Here is a 17,732-nt window from a genome sequence, read left to right on the forward strand (position 1 = left end):
TCTCCGCTTCATCGGCTGCTAAGCTAGGTTGTCGTAGCTCAAGAGATCTTTGGGCAATGTCGCCTCGTAGGCATCGAAATCGTAGTAAGGCCATGTGATCGGCGGTGCGGGTTTCAGATTTTCGAGACGTAAAAGGGTCAGAAGATGCATCCCGCGAATGGCGTCTATGTGATGGTTGGTTTCGACCTGATGGATACCCGCCATGACACAGACCGCATAAAGCGACTCCCAGATCACAGAGTATTCCAGGAAGAGGACCAAAAGCGCAGGCGGCGGCAGCACCGGATCATGGAAGAAGTTCGAAGTCGCCAGGGCGGGTATGCGGTCTTCGAGCAGAGCGATGATGCTTGCCAGCTCTACGCCCTCCGTAGTGCTGCCGTCCCGGTTGTGAACCGGACCCCGCAACTCAGAACGCAGGGTATCGGTCACTGTCTCAAATTGCAGTTGATAATATCGTTCGGCGCTGAAGAAGAGAGGGCCTTCTATCATGGTTCTGGCAAGAACCACCTTCTGTAAATAATTGTCCGTCCCGATGAGTTGTTGGCGGAATGGAGCTTGGGCATCCGTTCTGAGGTCACGGATATAGCGCAGGCGCTTCAGTTTTTGCCGGATACGTTCGGGCTGTCTCAGTGTAATGAATTCAAGGGTGGTCTCTGACATTTCGGCGATCCTCACGTGTCGGAAAAGAAGTGCTCAGTTTGCTGTGCCCGGTGTCAGCATCACGATCCGATCTGGATCATCGGAGCGGGCAGCGGCCTGCTCTTGCGGCGGTGCAACGCTTTGCACGAGGGCTGCAGCGACCACAAAGCCAACAACGCTCCAATACGACCGCCGACCAGGACCCATCCTGTGGGTGCGATGTCGTATCGGCGGATGGGTCAATTGCGGATGGGTCCAAAAGACAGTGGCCGGGTGTGCGGGCCAAAGGGAGTGACAACTGGCGGGGTATCTATCTCGCATTAAAATAACCTCTTACAAATTACTGCCGAACCCCTGCGGTGGGTTCTGCATCACAGATCAACGGTCCTGATTCGTGGTAGTGTGCACGCCTCGAGGGAATTGATTCGGGAACTCGTTTGGGAAAAAAACGTGAATTCAAAGATCATCACTGAGCGAACTGAAGGCCGCATGAACGGATTTCTGGTGGAACATGGCATCCGTCTCAATCTGTTCGGACCCTTCGAATTGCGCCGCGGCGATCAGTTTCTACCTGTTTCGGCGCGCAAAGATCGTGGACTGCTGGGTCTCCTTGCCCTCTCGGCTGGCAAGTGCATGCTGCGCAGCCAACTCGCCGGTATTCTCTGGAGCGAGAGCAGCGAAACACATGCCCGGGACAGCCTGAAACAGGCCTTGCGCCGGTTGAAGTTGCTGTCTGAAGAGGCAGGGATTTGCCTGATAGAGGCGGATCGCCAGTCGGTCAGGCTCGGGCCCGAGTTGTCAGTTGACGTATTTGAGCTTCTGGAGGCGGCGGACGATCCTTCAGAGGATGTTTTGGGGTTGCGCCGTGGCCCGCTGCTGGAACGCCTGCAGATATCTGATCCGCTTTTTCGAGACTGGCTTCTCGGAGAACGCGCGCGGCTCGATGCCGTTTTCACGGATCTGGCTTTGCGCCTTATGCGGCGTGGCAAGGTCAGCAAGCAGTCCAACGCTACCTCTTATGCGGCGCGCCGTCTGCTTTCGGTTGATCCGTTCAATGAAGAAGCGGTGCGGACACTCATGCAGGGACACATCGAACGGGGCGAGCGAAGCCTTGCCTTGCGATGCTACGAGTCGGCGCGCGAACTGCTTGCCGAAAACCTCGGCATAGAGCCCGACCAAGAAACCACCGAGATGGCAGACCAGATCAGAGCGGCTGACACAGTGGCGCCCAATACTGTCGTCGCACCTTCGAACGGCATATTGATCGCTGTCCTGCCGTTCGTTGCGATAGGGGGCGATCCGACGCAAGACTACTTTGCGGATGGGTTGACCGAGGACATCATTACAGATCTGGGCAAGGTTCGCGGAATTGGTGTGACAGCACGCAGTGTGGCCTTTGCACTTAAGAGGGAAAACACCTGTGCGATCAAGGTCGCGAAAAGCCTGGGCGCGAGCCACATCCTGCAGGGCAGCGTTCGACAGGATGAACAATCGGTGCGCGTGACCGCGCGGCTCATCGTGGGAGGGTCCGGAGACCAACTCTGGGCGGATCGGTTCGACCATCCCCTGACCGACATCTTCGTGTTGCAAGACCGGCTCGCACGCCGTGTCGTCGAAGAGCTGCGTGGAGCCCTGTTTCCGGACGTCGATACCGAGTTCAAAAGGGGCACGAAAGATATAGAGGCCTACAAGCTCTTCCTCAAGGCACGCTCCTTTTACCTACGTGGATTGGACCACCGCAGTCTTGGCACGGCACAGCTTCTGCTGACGCAGGCGGTTGAGCGTGATCCCGGATATGCACAAGCCTTTGCGCTTCTGTCGCTATGCGAATTCTACCTGTCGATCCGTGGAGCAGGCGACCCTGGCTGCTCTCGCTGCGGTGACCTGGCGCACACGGCCTTCGGATTGGATGCGGATTTGGCGGAGGTCAGAGCCGCAGTGGGCCTTGGTCATTACGCCAAAGGCAATTATGGCGCCGCCGAGCGGCAGCTCGCCATCGCGGCGCGGATGGATCCTGACCTCTTTGAGCCACCGTTTTTCCTCGCCCGAAATCACCGTGTTCGTGGCGACCGTGCCGAGGCGGCCCGTCTTTACGCGCAAGCGGCATCTTTGCGACGGGAAGACTATCGGTCTTCGGGTCTGCTTGCAGAAGAGCTCCGTGCCTTGGGCCGCAACGATCAGGCAATCGAGGCGCTTGATGAGACATCGCGCCGGCTCGAGGCGGCGGTGGAGCGACATCCAGACAACACTGACGCCCTTGCGTTTGGGGCATCTGTCTACGCTGAGCTTGGTCGGATCGATCAGGCCCAAGAATGGTGTCGCTGGGCAATGATCCTCGGAGATGGCGATGGTCTGGTGCAATTCAACTACAACCTTGCCCGGGCATTCGTACTGATGGGTCAACCCGACGACGCGGTAGAACGCTTGGCGCGTCTGTCAAAGACGTCAAACCTGGTAAGACGTCGTTTGATCGCTTGGATCGCAACGGATTTGGATTTCGCGGCTTTGCGTGAAAGTCAGACTTTCAAAGTGCTCATGGAGGAGCTCGACGGCTGCCACTTCTGAGGGGTCCGCTGCATTGATTTGAGCGTATTAGGAAAGCTCGGTATCACGGCTTTTCAGCTTGTCTTCTTGCATGCGTCGAACAGATCTCGGACGAAGCTGATCTCGTTGGTGACGCCGCGCTCACATCCGGCAAAATGGCGCTTGCGAATGGCGCGGAAGGTCTCGACGCCTTTGAACGTGGCTTTGGGGATGGACGTACTTTGGCGCAGGAGTGATCGTGTGCGGTGCTCATCTGACAACTCAGGCGCGCTGAAGCTGCCGTTCGCCGCGATGCAACATGCCGGAATGCTGGGCTCATTGCCGACCTCAGGACAAGCCCAGCATCTTCTTGGAAAGCCGGTCGCGCTGTGATGAGGACGGCCCAAAGCCGCCACTCAGCTAATCAACCATTGCTGCGAAGCGGCGTCGAAAACGCGGACGTTAGTCAATCACCCAGAATTCTTGCTCAAGCCATGACCGGGTCGCGAGAAGGAAGGGCCATGCCATGGAGCTGCTCGCGAGGTCCAGTTGCGCTCCTCCAACACTGCGTCCAATGCAGATATTGTCGACTGCCTTTACATACTGCTGACGCGAGATTGTATTGGCGCGATCGCGTCACTCAATATGAAGAACGACAGTAGAAGTGTTCCGCATGCCAAAGACTACGCCGGATGATCTCCATAGCTAGTTGCTTATCTTAAGCCAGACCTTTGATTTTCAGAATTTCCGAATAATCCGCTGTCGAATGCCCTTTCTGAAAAGACGTTAGTCCCTTGAACAATTAAGCCGCAACAAACGGCAGTCGCCTCGGGGTCTCTCCGGTTAGTGTCCGCAGAGCGTCACCGACAGCGGGCGCGATGGGCGGCGTACCAGGCTCCCCGATGCCAGTCGGTTCGATTTGGCTCTCTATGATAGCGATCTCGACTTCCGGCATCTCAGCATTGCGCATAATCCGGTAGGCGTCATAATTCCACTGATCAACCTCACCACCTTCCAACAGCGTGATTTCCTCGAACATCGCGGCGGACAGGCCAAAGCCGAGACCGCCGGTCGTCTGGGTTTCGATGATAGACGGGTTAATCGCGATGCCACAATCGACGGTCGCCCAGACCTTGTGCACATGCGGAGTGTCGCGCTCAATCGAGACATCAGCGATCATGGCGACATACTCGTTTGTGGATTTCGAAACCGTGCGGCAGCTGAACTTTAGCGTGTAAATTCTCGTAAAGGGTAAGGGTTTGAAATGTAGCCGTTTTCGGAATTCATCAGGTTGACACCTCAGTCTGGCAGGTGTTTCTGAGCCAACTAATGTTAGCATGACACGTGATGGAACAAAAAAAGCCCCGCTTAACAAACAGTTAAGCGGGACCTGTCGAGCACTTCGTGTTGGTGAAGTTTTACTCTCTGTTTCCGAAGAGCTGCAGCAGCATCATGAACATGTTGATGAAGTTCAGATACAGGCTCAATGCGCCCATGATACCCGATTTTTGCAGCCATTCCTGGTCGCCGTGATGGGCGTGCGCCAGATAGGTGTTCTTGATGTTCTGCGTGTCGTAGGCGGTCAGCCCCGCGAAGATCAGAACACCGATAGCAGAGATCGCAAACATGATCGCGGGGCTACCAAGGAAGAGGTTCACGATCGACGCCACAACCAGACCAATCACACCCATGATCAGGAAACTACCCCAACCGGAGATATCTTTCTTGGTGGTGTAGCCCCAGAGCGACAGACCGGCAAAGGCAATCGATGTGATCAGGAAGATCTGCGCAATCGAGAAACCGGTGAAGGCAACAAAGATCCAGGCGAGGGACAGGCCCATCACGCCAGCAAAGGCGTAGAAGAACAGCTGCGCACCAGCTGCCGACAGCCGATTGATGGCTGCACCAAAGGCAAAGACCATGCCCAGCGGTGCGAACATCACGATCCAGCCCAGAATATTGGGTTGCAAGGTGATTGGATCACGGAAAACTGACAGCAGCGCAGGCGCGGTACCCACGGCCCAAGCCACGGCAAATGTGATCAACATGCCCACGGACATCGTGCCGTAGACTTTGTTCATATGGGCGCGCAGACCCTCATCAATCTGGGCGGCGCGGGATCCGGCCGATGACCGGATTGTATTCACGTCAGCCATTGAGACCTCCAAATAATACTTCTTTGATCGCGCGGCAGACCTTCTGCGCGCTCTGTCAAGAATATCGGTCCCTAACGGGTGTATTTCAAGGTTTTTCGGTCGGGAATGTGCCGGTTTGAGCGGAATTGGATAATAAAGTGTTACCAATTCGCTCAAACGGTCGCAAAATGCTGCGAAATTACTGGTTTTTCCATGTGTTCGGCACATCCCACAGGTTGCGGTTGGCCTCGAGATCGGCGGCATCGCGGGTTACGCCGATGTCTTCGAGCGCTCTTGCGTCAAGCCGCGCAAGAGCCCGGCGGGATCGCCAAAGTGCCAGGTAGGTCATCAGACCGGTGCGACGGGAGCGGTTTGCACCCCGTGAAGTGGTGAAGAAGTGATCAATCAGTGCCATCGTCAGTTCCTTTCGTGATGTATTCGATCTCTTTTATCAATTCTCTTGATGTATATGGCAGGACGTGTATCATTGTTAAAGCGAATGTTTGTGAAGCTATGCATCAGGATTGTTGATATGAGAAATCTGGACGTCACCACGCTGCGCTCGTTTGTTGCTGTTGCGGATGCCGGGGGGGTGACCCGTGCGGCCGGGTTCCTGCATCTGACGCAATCCGCAGTTTCGATGCAGCTCAAGCGGCTTGAGGAGCTTCTGGGCCTCGAATTGCTGGACCGGTCAGGGCGCACCATCGCGTTGACGGCTTCCGGCGAACAGTTGCTTGTCTACGCGCGCCGGATGGTGGCGTTGAACGATGAGGTGATCAGCCGTCTCACCGATCAGGCCTATGAGGGCGAGATTGTTCTGGGGGTGCCGCATGACATCGTCTACCCCGCCATTCCGCAGGTGCTGAAACAGTTTCACGCCGCGTTTCCCCGCGTGAAGGTGCATCTGGTCTCGTCATATACGCGCGCGCTCAAAGAGCAGTTTGGCCGGGGTGAATGCGATCTCATCCTCACAACCGAAAACAATGTGGAGCCCGGTTCAGAGACGCTCTGCCGCAAGCCCTTGCGGTGGATTGGGGCGCCAGGGGGCGCTGCCTGGCGACAAAAACCACTCAAACTCGCCTTCGGGCGATTGTGCACTTTCCGTCCCCGTGTGGTTGAAGCCCTGGATGCAGCGGAGATCCCGTGGGACGTGATCGTGGAAACAGAAAGTGACCGGACGATCGAGGCAACGGTGAGTGCCGATTTGGCAGTGCATACGATGATCGAAGGCACCGAACCACCGCACTTGGAAAGGATTGAGCACGGCGGCGCCTTGCCCGACCTGCCCATGCAGTTGATCAATCTTTATGGCGCTCAATCCAAAAAGGGGGTGGTTCAGGATACGCTTGGCGACTTCCTGCGCCGGGCGTTCGCCGGGGCAGATCCGGTGCGGCTCAAAGCTGTGTGATTTGAGCAAGCGGCTCCGCCAAATAGCGGAATTTCCTGTGTCTCCGACCGACAAGTGCGATGCAAATAACCGTTGGTTCGGCGGGTATCCGCCGGATTGCGACTCGGATGGGCGTTTTTTGCCGATGCCTGCGCTCACGAAATTATTCGGAACAAGTGGCACTAAAGTGCATTTTTTGGCTCGATTTTCCAAATTTCAAAATGCGTCCTGCAACCTATGGTGGTTATCAATGCGCTAAATTTTAGTGTTTAGTAAAATTTTTTATATAATAGACGCCGAAAGGCCTGAATTGGCAAAGCGTCTGAAAACCTTGAAGAAGACGGCCTGAAACTGTTTCGACGCTGTTTACGCTCACGTCAATGGGATGGGTTTGTTATTGATTGCAACCCGATTTTGATTATTGTTTGACCTCGTAACGGTTTTGTGGTGATCGCGGCTAGGTTGTGCCAAGAAGCAGTCCGGTCGATTGACCACCTTTTGACAAGGTAAATGCGAGGAATAATCAGATGGTACATGTCGTAGACGTTCATGTTGGAAAGCGCATCCGCCAGCGCCGCTGGCTGGTTGGCATGACACAGCAGAAGCTTGCGGAGTGTGTGGGCATCAAGTTCCAGCAGATCCAGAAATATGAAACAGGCGCGAACCGGGTCAGCGCCTCTCGCTTGTGGGATATTGCGGATGCGCTTGACGTTGATGTGGCATTCTTCTTCGAGGGCCTTAAATCCGAGACGGATGTCGAAGCAGCAAGCGAGTCCATCCCTGCCGATATGATGGGTGACAAGGAAGCGATGGATCTGGTGCGCTCCTACTATGCAATTCCGGAAAACCAGCGTCGCCGGTTGTTTGAATTGGCGCGCGTCCTCAGCGACGTCGCTTGATCACCAAAAACATATAAGACGCTAAATTTGGGGCGGCGCTTTGGAATAAGGAGCGCGGCCCTTGCCTCTTTTGGATGGGGCTGGCACGTCTTGTGAATGACCAATATGCCCCGAAATCACACCCACGATACCGCAGCACTGGATGCGACGGCACAGCGTATGGCGGATGCCGCCCGAAACGTGATCCTGCCGTATTTTCGGCGCCCGGACCTCTCCGAGCACAACAAGCTTGCCGGCGGCTATGATCCGGTCACCGAAGCCGATCGCGCCGCGGAGCGGGCGATGCGAGATATTCTGGCCCAGGAGCGCCCGGAGGATGCGATCCTGGGCGAGGAATACGGGTCAACAGCAGGGACCAGCGGGCTGACATGGGTGCTTGATCCCATTGACGGAACACGCGGGTTTGTCAGCGGCACGCCGACCTGGGGGGTGCTTATCGCCATCTCGGATGATCTGGGGCCATTCTACGGGCTGGTCGATCAACCCTACATCGGCGAGCGATTCATTGGCCATCACGGGCACGCACAGATGACTGGGCCCCATGGGCAGGCGACGCTGCGTACTCGGACAACCAGCATGCTGGGCGATGCCGTCGTGTTCACCACCTTTCCTGAAGTTGGCACGACAAAGGAGGGGGCCGCCTTTCACGCGGTTGCGAAACACGCGAAGCTGACGCGTTATGGGATGGATTGCTACGCCTATGCTTTGCTGGCCGCCGGGCAGGTGGATCTGGTGATCGAGGCCGGGTTGCAAGCCTATGATATTCAGGCGCCCCTTGCATTGGTCGAGGCGGCGGGCGGCATCGTCACCGATTGGCAAGGTGAGCCTGCGCATCAGGGTGGGCGCGCGATTGCAGCGGCTAATACCGAAATTCACGCGCAGGCGCTTGCGATTTTGAAAGACGCGATGTCATGACAAAGCTGCTGCTTCGGGGCGCTGCGCATATCTTGACAATGGATGATACGCGGCGCGAGCTTGAGGGCGCAGATATCCTGATTGCGGATGGGCAGATCGCTGCGGTTGGAGTCTCTTTGCAAAGTGACGCGCCGGTGTTGGATGTGAGCGGCTGCGTCATTACGCCGGGTCTCGTAAACACGCATCATCATCTCTATCAGTCGCTGACCCGCGCGGTGCCGGGGGGGCAGGACGCGCTGCTCTTTGGCTGGTTGCAGACGCTCTATCCAATCTGGGCGCGGTTCACGCCGGATCATGTCTTCACCTCGGCGCAGGTCGGGCTGGCGGAACTGGCGCTTTCAGGCTGTACGCTCAGCAGTGACCATCTTTATCTCTATCCGAACGGAACGCGGTTGGAGGATACCATTCACGCCGCAGCCGAGATCGGCGTGCGGTTTCAGCCCACCCGGGGCGCCATGAGCATCGGGATATCGGATGGGGGGCTGCCGCCCGACGGTCTGGTCGAAACCGAAGCGGCGATCCTGCAAGACTGCATCCGGGTGATCGACGCTTTCCACGATCCTTCGCCGGAGTCGATGTGCCGGGTGGGCGTTGCTCCCTGTTCGCCTTTTTCCGTCAGCCGGGATCTGATGCGCGAAGCGGCACATCTCGCGCGGGACAAAGCGGTGATGATGCACACGCATCTGGCGGAAAACGACGAAGACATCGCCTATTCGCTGGAGAAATTCGGCTGCCGGCCCGGGCAATACGCGCAGGATCTGGGTTGGGTTGGGCCGGATGTCTGGCATGCGCATTGTGTGAAGCTCGACGCGGCGGAAATTGCCCTTTTTGCCGAGACGCAGACCGGCGTTGCGCATTGCCCCTGTTCCAATTGCCGTCTTGGCAGCGGCATCGCGCCGGTAAAAGCGATGCGTGCCGCGGGGGTGCCGGTTGGGCTGGGCGTGGACGGCTCGGCCAGCAATGATGCGGGCAACCTGGTGGCCGAGGCGCGGCAGGCGATGCTGTTGCAGCGGGTGGCGCAGGGGGCCGATGCGATGAGTGCACGGGCGGCGCTGGAGATCGCCACACGCGGCGGCGCGGATGTGCTGGGTCGGCCGGAGTGCGGGCGAATTGCGGTGGAGTGTCGGGCCGATATTGCGGTCTGGGATGTCTCGGGCATTGAAAGCGCGGGCAGTTGGGACCCTGCGGCGGTTCTGCTCGCGGGGCCGACGACGGTTCGGGATTTGATCGTGGAGGGGCGCAGGGTTGTGCAGAACGGTCAGGTGACATCGGTGGATATGAGCGCACTTGTGGCGCGGCAAAACCGGATGGCGCGCGACCTTCGGGGCGCGCTATGAGCCGGTTGCTTTGTGCCTTCTGTGTCATGGTCATTGCCGGGGGCGTGTCGGCCAATGAAGCAGCGGTTCAGGCGTTGAAAGATTACCGTGCGGGCCAAGGCCGTGCTGCTCTGGGCTACTCACCGGCGCTCGAAGCTGCGGCGCGCGCGCATGCGCAGGACATGGCCCGCGTTGGGTTCTTCGATCACACCGGCAGCGATGGCTCAACCGTCGGCCAGCGCGTCACGCGACAGGGCTACGGGTGGTGCTTTGTGGCGGAGAATATCGCGCAGGGGCAGCGATCTTTGGCAGAGGTCATGCAAGGTTGGGCGGATTCACGCGGGCATCGGCGCAATATGCTGTCGCGTCAGGCAACGGAGTTCGCTTTGGTTGAAGGACCTGCGCGTATTTGGGTGATGGTTTTGGCGGCCCCGGGCTGCTGAGGCGGTTTCCCGTGCTGAAATCGGCCCTCCGGGGGGGGATATTTTTAGCCAGAAGAAACAGGGCCGCGTTTTGATCCGGCGATCCAGACATCTGCAATGGCGCGGTCGTCCCCCATCATGATGGTGGGAAAGAGGGCTTCCCAGATCGTCTCCGCTTCGTCGGTACGTTGCGCAATTGCAGGGGTGGCGGCCAGATCAAGCACGGCGATGTCCGCCTCCCTGCCGGGTGCGAGGGTGCCGATCCGATTTTCTAGATGCAGGCTGTGCGCGGACCCGGCCGTGGCGAGCCACAGCAATTGCGCGGGGTGCAGGGCGGTCCCACGCAGCTGCGCGATTTCATAGGCTGCGGCCATGGTGCGCAGCATCGAAAAAGAGGAACCGCCGCCCGTATCGGTCGCCAGCCCCAGCGGAATGGCGCGGGCAGCAAGGCCCGCCAGATCCATCAGACCGGATCCGATGAAGCTGTTGGAGGTCGGGCAGTGGATCAGCGCGGCACCTGTCTCCGCGATCCGGTCAATCTCGCGGGGCTCCAGGTGGATGGCATGACCGAAAACCGCGCGCGCGCCGATCAGCCCGTGGCTTTCATAGGTATCCAGATAGTCGCGCGCCGCCGGGTAAAGTTCCTGCACCCAGGCGATCTCGGGCAATTGCTCGCTGATATGTGTCTGCATCAGGCAGTCGGGGTGCTCCGCCCAGAGAGCGCCGAGCGCACTCAGTTGTTCCGGGGTTGATGTCGGCGAAAATCGCGGGGTGATCGCGTAGTGCGCGCGCCCTTTGCCATGCCATTTACGCAGCAGTGCCTTGCTATCATCGTAGGCGGAGTGCGGCGTGTCGCGCAGCCCATCGGGCGCGTTGCGGTCCATGCAGGTCTTTCCCGCCACGGTGCGCATATTGCGCAACGCGGCCTGTTCGAAAAACGCATCCACGCTGGCGGGATGGATCGTGGCGTAGGAACACATGGTCGTGGTGCCATGATCCAGCGCCAGATCAAGGTAGCGTTCGGCAATGGTTCGGGCGTAATCCGGATCGCTCAGGCGCATTTCCTCGGGGAAGGTATAGGTGTTCAGCCAGTCGATCAGTTGCTTGCCCCAGCTGGCAATGATTGCCGTCTGTGGGTAATGCACATGGGCATCGACAAAGCCCGGGCAGATCAGATGCTGTCCGTAATCTTGGACCTCCGCGTCGGGGTGGTTTTTGCGCAGAACCCCGGCGTCGCCCACCTCGGTGATCGTGGTGCCCTGGATCAAAACGCCGCCCGATGAATTGACGAAAGTGACGTCCTGCCAGGGGTGCGTCAAAGGGTTGCCACGGGCCTCAAAGGTCTGACCCAACAGAAGTGTTTTGGTGTTCATGCCTTCTGTCTAGGCGCTTGCGCGCGCGGCGACAACTGGCAGGCGTGTGAGGGTCTGGCACAGCATTGTATCCGATCCGGTGCCCGCTTATGGTCCGCGCAAGAGCAGGGGAGGCGCGCCAATGTCCGATCAGATCGCAGAGCTGGAGACAGAGACCGACGACGACGCCTATGTGCTGGGTCCGAAGGCGATTGCCGCCATCCTTTATGCGGTTGATATTGACGATGCCGTAAAGCTCACCGAGCTGATGGACCCGCTGCACCCGGCGGATATTGCGGACCTGCTGGAACAGATCAACGCTTTTGACCGCTCACGGCTGATCCGCCTTTATGGTCGTGAGTTCGATGGCGAAATCCTGTCTGAACTGGACGAATCCCTGCGCGAAGAGGTGATCGGTGTCCTGACCCCACACGTGCTGACGCAGGCCGTGCGCGACATGGACAGCGACGATGTTGTCGATCTGGTCGAGGATCTGGAGGACCACCAGCAGGAGGCCATTCTCGAGGCGCTCGAAGACGCGGACCGTGTCGCCGTACAGCAGGCGCTGGGATATCCGGAATATTCCGCGGGCCGTCTGATGCAGCGCGAAGTGGTCATGGCGCCCGAGCATTGGACGGTGGGGCAGGCGATTGATCATCTGCGCGGCACGCCCGAAGAAGAGCTGCCCGCGCAATTCTATCATATCGTCATCGTCGATCCGCGCCTGCACCCGATTGGCAACGTGACCCTGGGCAAGCTGATGCGGTCCAAACGGGAAACCCGGCTGATCGACATCAAGGAGGAAACCTTTCAGGTCATTCCGGCGCTACAGGACGAATCCGATGTGGCCTATGCGTTTAACCAGTACCATTTGATCTCCGCCCCGGTGGTGGATGATGAGGATCGTCTGATCGGGGTGATCACCATTGATGACGCTATGGTCGTGCTCGACGAGGAACATGAGGAGGACATTCTGCGCCTCGCGGGCGTTGGCGAAGGATCACTGTCCGACCGGGTGATCGAGACCACGAAACAACGCTTGCCTTGGTTGGCGGTCAATCTCGTCACGGCCATTGCCGCCAGCCTGGTGATTGCGCAGTTCGAGATGGCGATTGCACAGATCGTGGCGCTTGCGGTGCTGATGCCCATCGTCGCCTCGATGGGGGGCAATGCCGGCACGCAATCCCTGACCGTGGCGGTGCGCGCCATTGCCACCAAGGATCTGACCGGTGCCAACGTCTGGCGCGTGATCCGGCGCGAGGTGTTGGTGGGCCTGGTGAATGGCGTGATTTTCGCGGTGGTGATGGGTATTGTCGGTGTGATCTGGTTCGGATCGCCCGCGCTGGGCTACGTGATCGCCGCGGCGATGGTGATCAACCTCGTGGTGGCGGGACTTGCCGGGACGGCGATCCCGGTTGTGCTGGAACGTGTGGGTGTTGACCCGGCGCTGGCCTCCGGAGCCTTCGTCACGACGGTGACCGATGTGGTTGGCTTTTTCGCTTTTCTCGGACTGGCCGCGCTGGCGCTGCTGTGAGCGATCTGGTTGAGATCAAGGCCGCAGCGCGCAAGGCCGGGTTTGCACGACGCAAACAGGCCCATGCCGCCGATCCGGGTACTGGGGCGGGGGTGTTGTCAGAGGTGCTTGCGGGTTACCGCGGCGTCCCTTTGTCGGGCTACATGCCCATCCGCACCGAAATCGACCCCCTGCCTGCCATGGCCGAAGCCGCCGCGCATGGCCCTGTTGGCATCCCGGTCATCATCGGGGCAGGGCAGCCGTTGAAATTCGCGCAATGGGAGCCGGATATGACGCTTGTCGAGGGGGCCTTCGGCGCGCGCATCCCCGAAACCCCGAGGTTTTTCGAACCGGAGATCCTGATCGTGCCCCTGGTTGCCTTTGACGCTGCGGGCGGAAGACTGGGGTATGGTGGCGGCTTTTATGATCGCACGCTGGAACGGCTGCGCGCCAGGCGCCCGACGCTTGCCATTGGTTTTGCCTACCGCGCGCAAATGGCTGACCGTTTGCCGCTTGAAGAGACCGATCAAAAACTGGACATCATCGTGAATGAGCATGAGGTGATCGACCTGCGCGCCTTGCCGATCTGAACATTTTGAAGTGTTTCGCACAGGAATTTCGCGCGCCGTAAGGCTTCTGTTGAGGAAATGCGCGTAGCTACGCATTCTACGAAACTGATGCGTGGAACCCGTCATGACCGATACCAACGACTTGATTGCCGCCGCAATGATTGAGGATGATGCTGGGGACGTTATTCAGGAAGCGCTTGAATTCGTGCGCAGTCATATGGACATGGAGGTTGCCTATCTGTCCGAGTTCGTTGGCGACAATCTGACCTTCCGAAGGGTCAGTGCTCCGGGTCTGGAAGAGATGATCGCGGTGGGTGACAGCATGCCGCTCGATCAGGTCTATTGCCCGCATATTCTGGCGGGCCGCCTGCCGGAACTGATCCCGGACACCGATCAGGAGCCCTTCGCGCAGACCATCCCGCTCACCCAGGCATTGCCCATCAGGTCGCATGTCAGCATCCCGATCCGCAAACGCGACGGTTCGCCCTACGGCATGTTTTGCTGTCTGAGCCGTGAAGCAAGACCGACGCTGAACGGACGCGATCTGGATGTCATGCGCGCCTTTGCCACGCTGTCGAGCGAAACGATCAACAGCGGCCTGACCGAACAGGCATTCAAGGACGAACTGCGCGAAAAGCTGACAAAAGTGATGGACGAGGCGGGTTTTGACATCGCCTATCAGCCGATCATGGTGGGTGAGGCGCGCAAGCCAGCGGGTTTTGAAGCCTTGTGCCGTTTCAAAAGCGAGCCCTACCGCTCGCCGGATCTGTGGTTTGCCGAAGCCCATAGCGTTGGCCTGCAGGCAGAGCTGGAAGTCTGCGTCATCGAAAAGGCACTGCAGGCTCTGGAGGTTCTCCCGCCGCATCTCTACCTCTCCGTGAACGCGTCGCCTGAAACGGTCGCCGAAGGCAAGCTGCGGGATGTATTTGCCAAGTTTGCGCCGGAGCGTATCGTGCTCGAAATCACCGAGCATTCGATTATCGGCAATTATGACGCGCTGCTTAAGGAAGTGGAGCGGCTGCGCTATATCGGGGTGCGGATTGCCATTGATGACGCTGGCGCGGGCTATGCCGGTCTGCAACATATCGTCAAACTTTGTGCGGATATCATCAAGCTCGATATGTCGCTGACATCAGGCATCGATCAGGACGTGGTGAAGCGCTCGCTGGCCTCCGCGATGGTTGGATTTGCCGAGGAAACGGGCGCGAAAATCGTGGCAGAGGGTGTCGAAACCGAAGGCGAACTGGGTATCCTGCTGGATCTCGGGGTGGAGCTGATCCAGGGGTATCTTCTGGGGCGGCCTGCGGATCTCGATAGCGCCTTGGCGCTTTGTCAAACGAGTGCGTCGGCGCGTCGGCGCGCCTAAGGACCGGTTTCGCCTTTTTCAAAAGCCGTGAAAGCATCCGACCAGTCAGGATGCCAGCGCGACAGGGCCGGGCGATTTTCTGCAATATCGCCCGCCGCCCACAGCACACGGCGCGCATCGACCGCTTCATCGACCATGTTATCCGGGCAGAGGATGTAAAAATCTCCCCGCGCCACACGGCCAAAGAGATAGTCAACGCATTCTTCGCTCGTCCAGGCCCCCGCTGGTTTTTCCGGTATGACGGCGGCAATCATACCGGTATAGGTGAAGCCGGGGACAAAGAGATGGGCGTCGATGGGCGCACCGGCCTGCCGCAGTTCATGGGCCAATTGCTCTGTCAACACCTTCACGGCGGCTTTGGATGCGTTATACGCTGGGTTGCCGGGGGGCGTCGTGATCCCCTGTTTCGAGCCGGTGTTGATCACCGCCGCAGGTCGTCCGGCTTCGATCAGGCCCGGTACAAAGGCCTGCACGCCATTCAGAACCCCAAAGAAATTCACATCGAATGTTTTGCGCCAGACCTCTGGCGCCTCCCAGGTCGAGGAGCCGATCCCGACGCCTGCGTTGTTCATCACCACGGCCACAGGTCCGATGGCGAATGCCGTCTCCGCCAGCGACGTGACGGCATCGGCGTCCGACACATCCGTGAGCCTTGTGTGCACTTTTGCGCCCACGCCGTGCAGGTCATCGGCGGCTTTTGCCAGATCTTCTTTGGCGACATCCGCAAGCAGAATCTCGAACCCGTCACGCGCCAGGTGATGGGCAGCTGCCAAGCCAACACCGCTGGCCGCCCCTGTGATCACGGCAAGGCCGCCTGCTGATCTGATCTCTTCCCACGCCATGATGCCGCCCTCGCTGTTGTATCTGGTCAGAATAGCCCGACATTGCGGATCGGGCTATTGCAATGCGCGCCAAATTTATTGGTGCTCCCCCTTGCCCTGAACGGTCCCGCACCCTACCCAAAGAACATGAAAATCTTGTTCCTGGGCGATGTCATGGGGCGGGCCGGACGGCGCGCCATCACGGAAAACCTCTCTCGCTTGCGCGAGGCGTGGAAACTGGATTTCGTGGTGGTCAACGGCGAAAACGCAACCTCTGGGGCAGGGCTGTCCGGGGCACATGCCAGGACCCTCCTTGACGCGGGCGTCGATTGTCTGACCCTCGGCGATCATGCGTTTGATCAAAAGGATATGCTTCAGTTCATCGAGCAGGAGCCCCGCGTTATCCGCCCGCTGAACTTTTCCAAATCCGCACCCGGCAAGGGCGCGCGGCTCTTTACCTCCAAAAGCGGGCGCAAGGTGCTGGTGGCGCAGGCGCTGGGGCAGGTCTTCATGAAACGCCCGTTTGATGACCCGTTTTCCGCCATTGATCCAGTGTTGAAGGCACATCCGCTGGGCGGCATGGCCCAGGCGGTGATCGTGGACATGCATTGTGAGGCGACGTCGGAGAAAATGGCCATGGGCCATTTTTGTGATGGGCGCGCCAGTCTGGTTGTCGGCACCCACACCCATGTGCCTACCGCCGATGCAATGGTGCTGCCGGGGGGCACGGCCTATCTAACGGACGCAGGCATGTGTGGTGATTATAATTCCGTCATCGGGATGGATAAGGCAGAACCTTTGCGGCGTTTCATCACCGGAATGCCTCGCGAGCGCTTTACGCCCGCCAATGGGGAGGCGACGCTGTCGGGCGTGTATATCGAAACCGATGACCGCACAGGGCGCGCGACCAAAGTGGCAATGGTGCGCGACGGGGGGCTGTTGCAGGCCGCTGCACCGTGAGCCCCCTGTCACGCCGCGAGGTGTTCTTCTTGACCGCCATGCTTGTGGTCATGGGCGCGGGGTGGGGCATGACCCAGCCGCTGACGAAAATCGCGGTCTCCACCGGGTATAAGCATTTTGGTCTGATCTTCTGGCAGCTCTTCATCGGGGCGGCCTTGATGGCCCTATTTTGCTGGGCGCGGGGCACGAGGCTGCCCCGGGGACGCCGCCAGATCGGCATTTGTCTGATGGTCGCGATGATCGGTACAATGATCCCCAACTCGACCTCCTATCAGGCCGCCGTACATTTGCCCGCCGGGATCTTGTCGATCTTGTTGTCAATGGTGCCGATGTGGGCCTTTCCCATTGCGCTGCTGATGGGGTTGGATCGCTTCTCTTGGCGGCGGTTCATGGGTCTGGCGCTCGGGCTTTTCGGCGTCTTGCTGATTGCAGCGCCTGGTGCGTCAGCCATGGATCTGGCCGTTTTCTGGGTGCTCGTCGCGCTGGTTAGCGGCATTTGCTATGGGTTGGAAGGCAACCTGGTGGCCAAATTCGGCACCGCTGGCATGGATCCGTTTCAAGTGCTTTATGGGGCCTCGCTGATGGGCGGGATCATCATGCTGCCTGTGGCGCTTCTCTCGGGGCAATGGATTGCAGTTGATGCCGCTTTCACAACCGAAGGGCAGGCCCTGATACTGGCCTCCATCATCCATGTGCTGGTCTACACCGGGTACGTCTGGCTTGTCGGGCGGGCCGGTTCGGTTTTTGCGGTACAGGTCAGCTATCTGGTCACCGGCTTTGGGGTGCTCTGGGCGAAACTCATTCTGGACGAATCCTATCCGGCGGGGATTTGGGCAGCGTTGCTACTGATGTTTGCAGGCATGTATCTGGTGCAGCCGCGCCCCAAAGCGGCGCTTGCCCCGGCCTGAGCAATCG

General features: G+C 59.0%; 19 protein-coding genes. 11 read left to right on the forward strand and 8 right to left on the reverse strand.

All coding sequences use genetic code 11. The features are described 5' to 3' along the window. Positions 1-18: 18 nt before the first annotated feature. Together Q1A63_RS11420 and Q1A63_RS11425 are read right to left on the reverse strand one after the other, a co-directional pair. Positions 19-660, reverse strand: a complete 642-nt coding sequence (locus Q1A63_RS11420) for a hypothetical protein (RefSeq protein ID WP_298971948.1) — start codon at positions 658-660, stop codon at positions 19-21. A 33-nt stretch (positions 661-693) separates the two neighbouring features. Further along, positions 694-846 carry a hypothetical protein gene (locus tag Q1A63_RS11425; RefSeq protein WP_299631625.1) on the reverse strand — a complete coding sequence of 51 codons (153 nt, stop codon included), beginning with the start codon at positions 844-846 and terminating at the stop codon, positions 694-696. A 282-nt stretch (positions 847-1,128) separates the two neighbouring features. Here Q1A63_RS11425 and Q1A63_RS11430 point away from each other — a divergent pair, with 282 nt between their 5' ends. Next, on the forward strand, positions 1,129-3,204 hold the full coding sequence (locus Q1A63_RS11430) for a BTAD domain-containing putative transcriptional regulator (RefSeq protein WP_299631627.1): 2,076 nt from the start codon (positions 1,129-1,131) through the stop codon (positions 3,202-3,204). 53 nt (positions 3,205-3,257) lie between these two features. On the opposite strand, the gene Q1A63_RS11435 is transcribed toward Q1A63_RS11430, so the two are convergent. The 4 genes from Q1A63_RS11435 to Q1A63_RS11450 all read right to left on the reverse strand — a co-directional run bounded on the left by Q1A63_RS11435 (position 3,258) and on the right by Q1A63_RS11450 (position 5,712). Beyond that, positions 3,258-3,578 carry a hypothetical protein gene (locus Q1A63_RS11435; protein ID WP_299631629.1) on the reverse strand — a complete coding sequence of 107 codons (321 nt, stop codon included), beginning with the start codon at positions 3,576-3,578 and terminating at the stop codon, positions 3,258-3,260. Between the two features lie 386 nt (positions 3,579-3,964). Then, the gene (locus Q1A63_RS11440; protein WP_299631631.1) at positions 3,965-4,501 is read right to left on the reverse strand and encodes a molybdopterin cofactor-binding domain-containing protein; all 537 of its coding nucleotides are present in this window, start codon (positions 4,499-4,501) and stop codon (positions 3,965-3,967) included. Between the two features lie 79 nt (positions 4,502-4,580). Next, complete coding sequence (locus tag Q1A63_RS11445; RefSeq protein ID WP_298971955.1) at positions 4,581-5,318, reverse strand: Bax inhibitor-1/YccA family protein; 738 nt, start codon at positions 5,316-5,318, stop codon at positions 4,581-4,583. 178 nt (positions 5,319-5,496) lie between these two features. Then, entirely contained in the window at positions 5,497-5,712 is a 216-nt protein-coding gene (locus tag Q1A63_RS11450) for a DUF1127 domain-containing protein (RefSeq protein WP_298971957.1), read from the reverse strand. A gap of 117 nt (positions 5,713-5,829) precedes the next feature. Between Q1A63_RS11450 and Q1A63_RS11455 the strand changes: the two genes are divergently transcribed. From Q1A63_RS11455 to Q1A63_RS11475, 5 genes are all read left to right on the forward strand, one after another. Continuing rightward, positions 5,830-6,705, forward strand: coding sequence for a LysR family transcriptional regulator (locus Q1A63_RS11455; protein WP_298971960.1), 876 nt, complete (start codon positions 5,830-5,832; stop codon positions 6,703-6,705). Positions 6,706-7,211: 506 nt separating this feature from the next. After that, entirely contained in the window at positions 7,212-7,583 is a 372-nt protein-coding gene (locus Q1A63_RS11460) for a helix-turn-helix transcriptional regulator (protein WP_298971962.1), read from the forward strand. Positions 7,584-7,688: 105 nt separating this feature from the next. Continuing rightward, on the forward strand, positions 7,689-8,498 hold the full coding sequence (gene hisN, locus Q1A63_RS11465) for a histidinol-phosphatase (protein ID WP_298972601.1): 810 nt from the start codon (positions 7,689-7,691) through the stop codon (positions 8,496-8,498). Next, the gene (locus Q1A63_RS11470; RefSeq protein ID WP_298971965.1) at positions 8,495-9,835 is read left to right on the forward strand and encodes an 8-oxoguanine deaminase; all 1,341 of its coding nucleotides are present in this window, start codon (positions 8,495-8,497) and stop codon (positions 9,833-9,835) included. Before hisN ends, Q1A63_RS11470 begins: the two co-directional genes overlap by 4 nt. After that, positions 9,832-10,257, forward strand: a complete 426-nt coding sequence (locus Q1A63_RS11475; protein WP_298971968.1) for a CAP domain-containing protein — start codon at positions 9,832-9,834, stop codon at positions 10,255-10,257. Before Q1A63_RS11470 ends, Q1A63_RS11475 begins: the two co-directional genes overlap by 4 nt. Positions 10,258-10,301: 44 nt before the next feature. On the opposite strand, the gene guaD is transcribed toward Q1A63_RS11475, so the two are convergent. Then, the gene (gene guaD, locus Q1A63_RS11480) at positions 10,302-11,609 is read right to left on the reverse strand and encodes a guanine deaminase (RefSeq protein ID WP_298971970.1); all 1,308 of its coding nucleotides are present in this window, start codon (positions 11,607-11,609) and stop codon (positions 10,302-10,304) included. 121 nt (positions 11,610-11,730) lie between these two features. On the opposite strand from guaD, the gene mgtE reads away from it, so the two are divergent. From mgtE to Q1A63_RS11495, 3 genes are all read left to right on the forward strand, one after another. Then, positions 11,731-13,122, forward strand: coding sequence for a magnesium transporter (gene mgtE, locus Q1A63_RS11485; RefSeq protein WP_298971972.1), 1,392 nt, complete (start codon positions 11,731-11,733; stop codon positions 13,120-13,122). Further along, complete coding sequence (locus Q1A63_RS11490) at positions 13,119-13,691, forward strand: 5-formyltetrahydrofolate cyclo-ligase (RefSeq protein WP_298971974.1); 573 nt, start codon at positions 13,119-13,121, stop codon at positions 13,689-13,691. The genes mgtE and Q1A63_RS11490 overlap by 4 nt, the downstream gene beginning before the upstream one ends. A 103-nt stretch (positions 13,692-13,794) precedes the next feature. Beyond that, positions 13,795-15,036, forward strand: a complete 1,242-nt coding sequence (locus Q1A63_RS11495; protein WP_298971977.1) for an EAL domain-containing protein — start codon at positions 13,795-13,797, stop codon at positions 15,034-15,036. On the opposite strand, the gene Q1A63_RS11500 is transcribed toward Q1A63_RS11495, so the two are convergent. Continuing rightward, positions 15,033-15,878, reverse strand: a complete 846-nt coding sequence (locus tag Q1A63_RS11500) for an SDR family NAD(P)-dependent oxidoreductase (RefSeq protein ID WP_298971980.1) — start codon at positions 15,876-15,878, stop codon at positions 15,033-15,035. The genes Q1A63_RS11495 and Q1A63_RS11500 overlap by 4 nt on opposite strands. Positions 15,879-16,004: 126 nt before the next feature. On the opposite strand from Q1A63_RS11500, the gene Q1A63_RS11505 reads away from it, so the two are divergent. Beyond that, positions 16,005-16,817 carry a TIGR00282 family metallophosphoesterase gene (locus Q1A63_RS11505; RefSeq protein WP_298971983.1) on the forward strand — a complete coding sequence of 271 codons (813 nt, stop codon included), beginning with the start codon at positions 16,005-16,007 and terminating at the stop codon, positions 16,815-16,817. Continuing rightward, a complete protein-coding gene (locus tag Q1A63_RS11510; RefSeq protein ID WP_366524339.1) occupies positions 16,814-17,725 on the forward strand; it encodes a DMT family transporter in 912 nt (303 codons plus the stop codon). Before Q1A63_RS11505 ends, Q1A63_RS11510 begins: the two co-directional genes overlap by 4 nt. The last annotated feature ends 7 nt before the right edge of the window (positions 17,726-17,732 follow it).

Origin of the sequence: uncultured Roseobacter sp. (assembly GCF_947499265.1) — a bacterium.
Classification (GTDB): domain Bacteria; phylum Pseudomonadota; class Alphaproteobacteria; order Rhodobacterales; family Rhodobacteraceae; genus Roseobacter.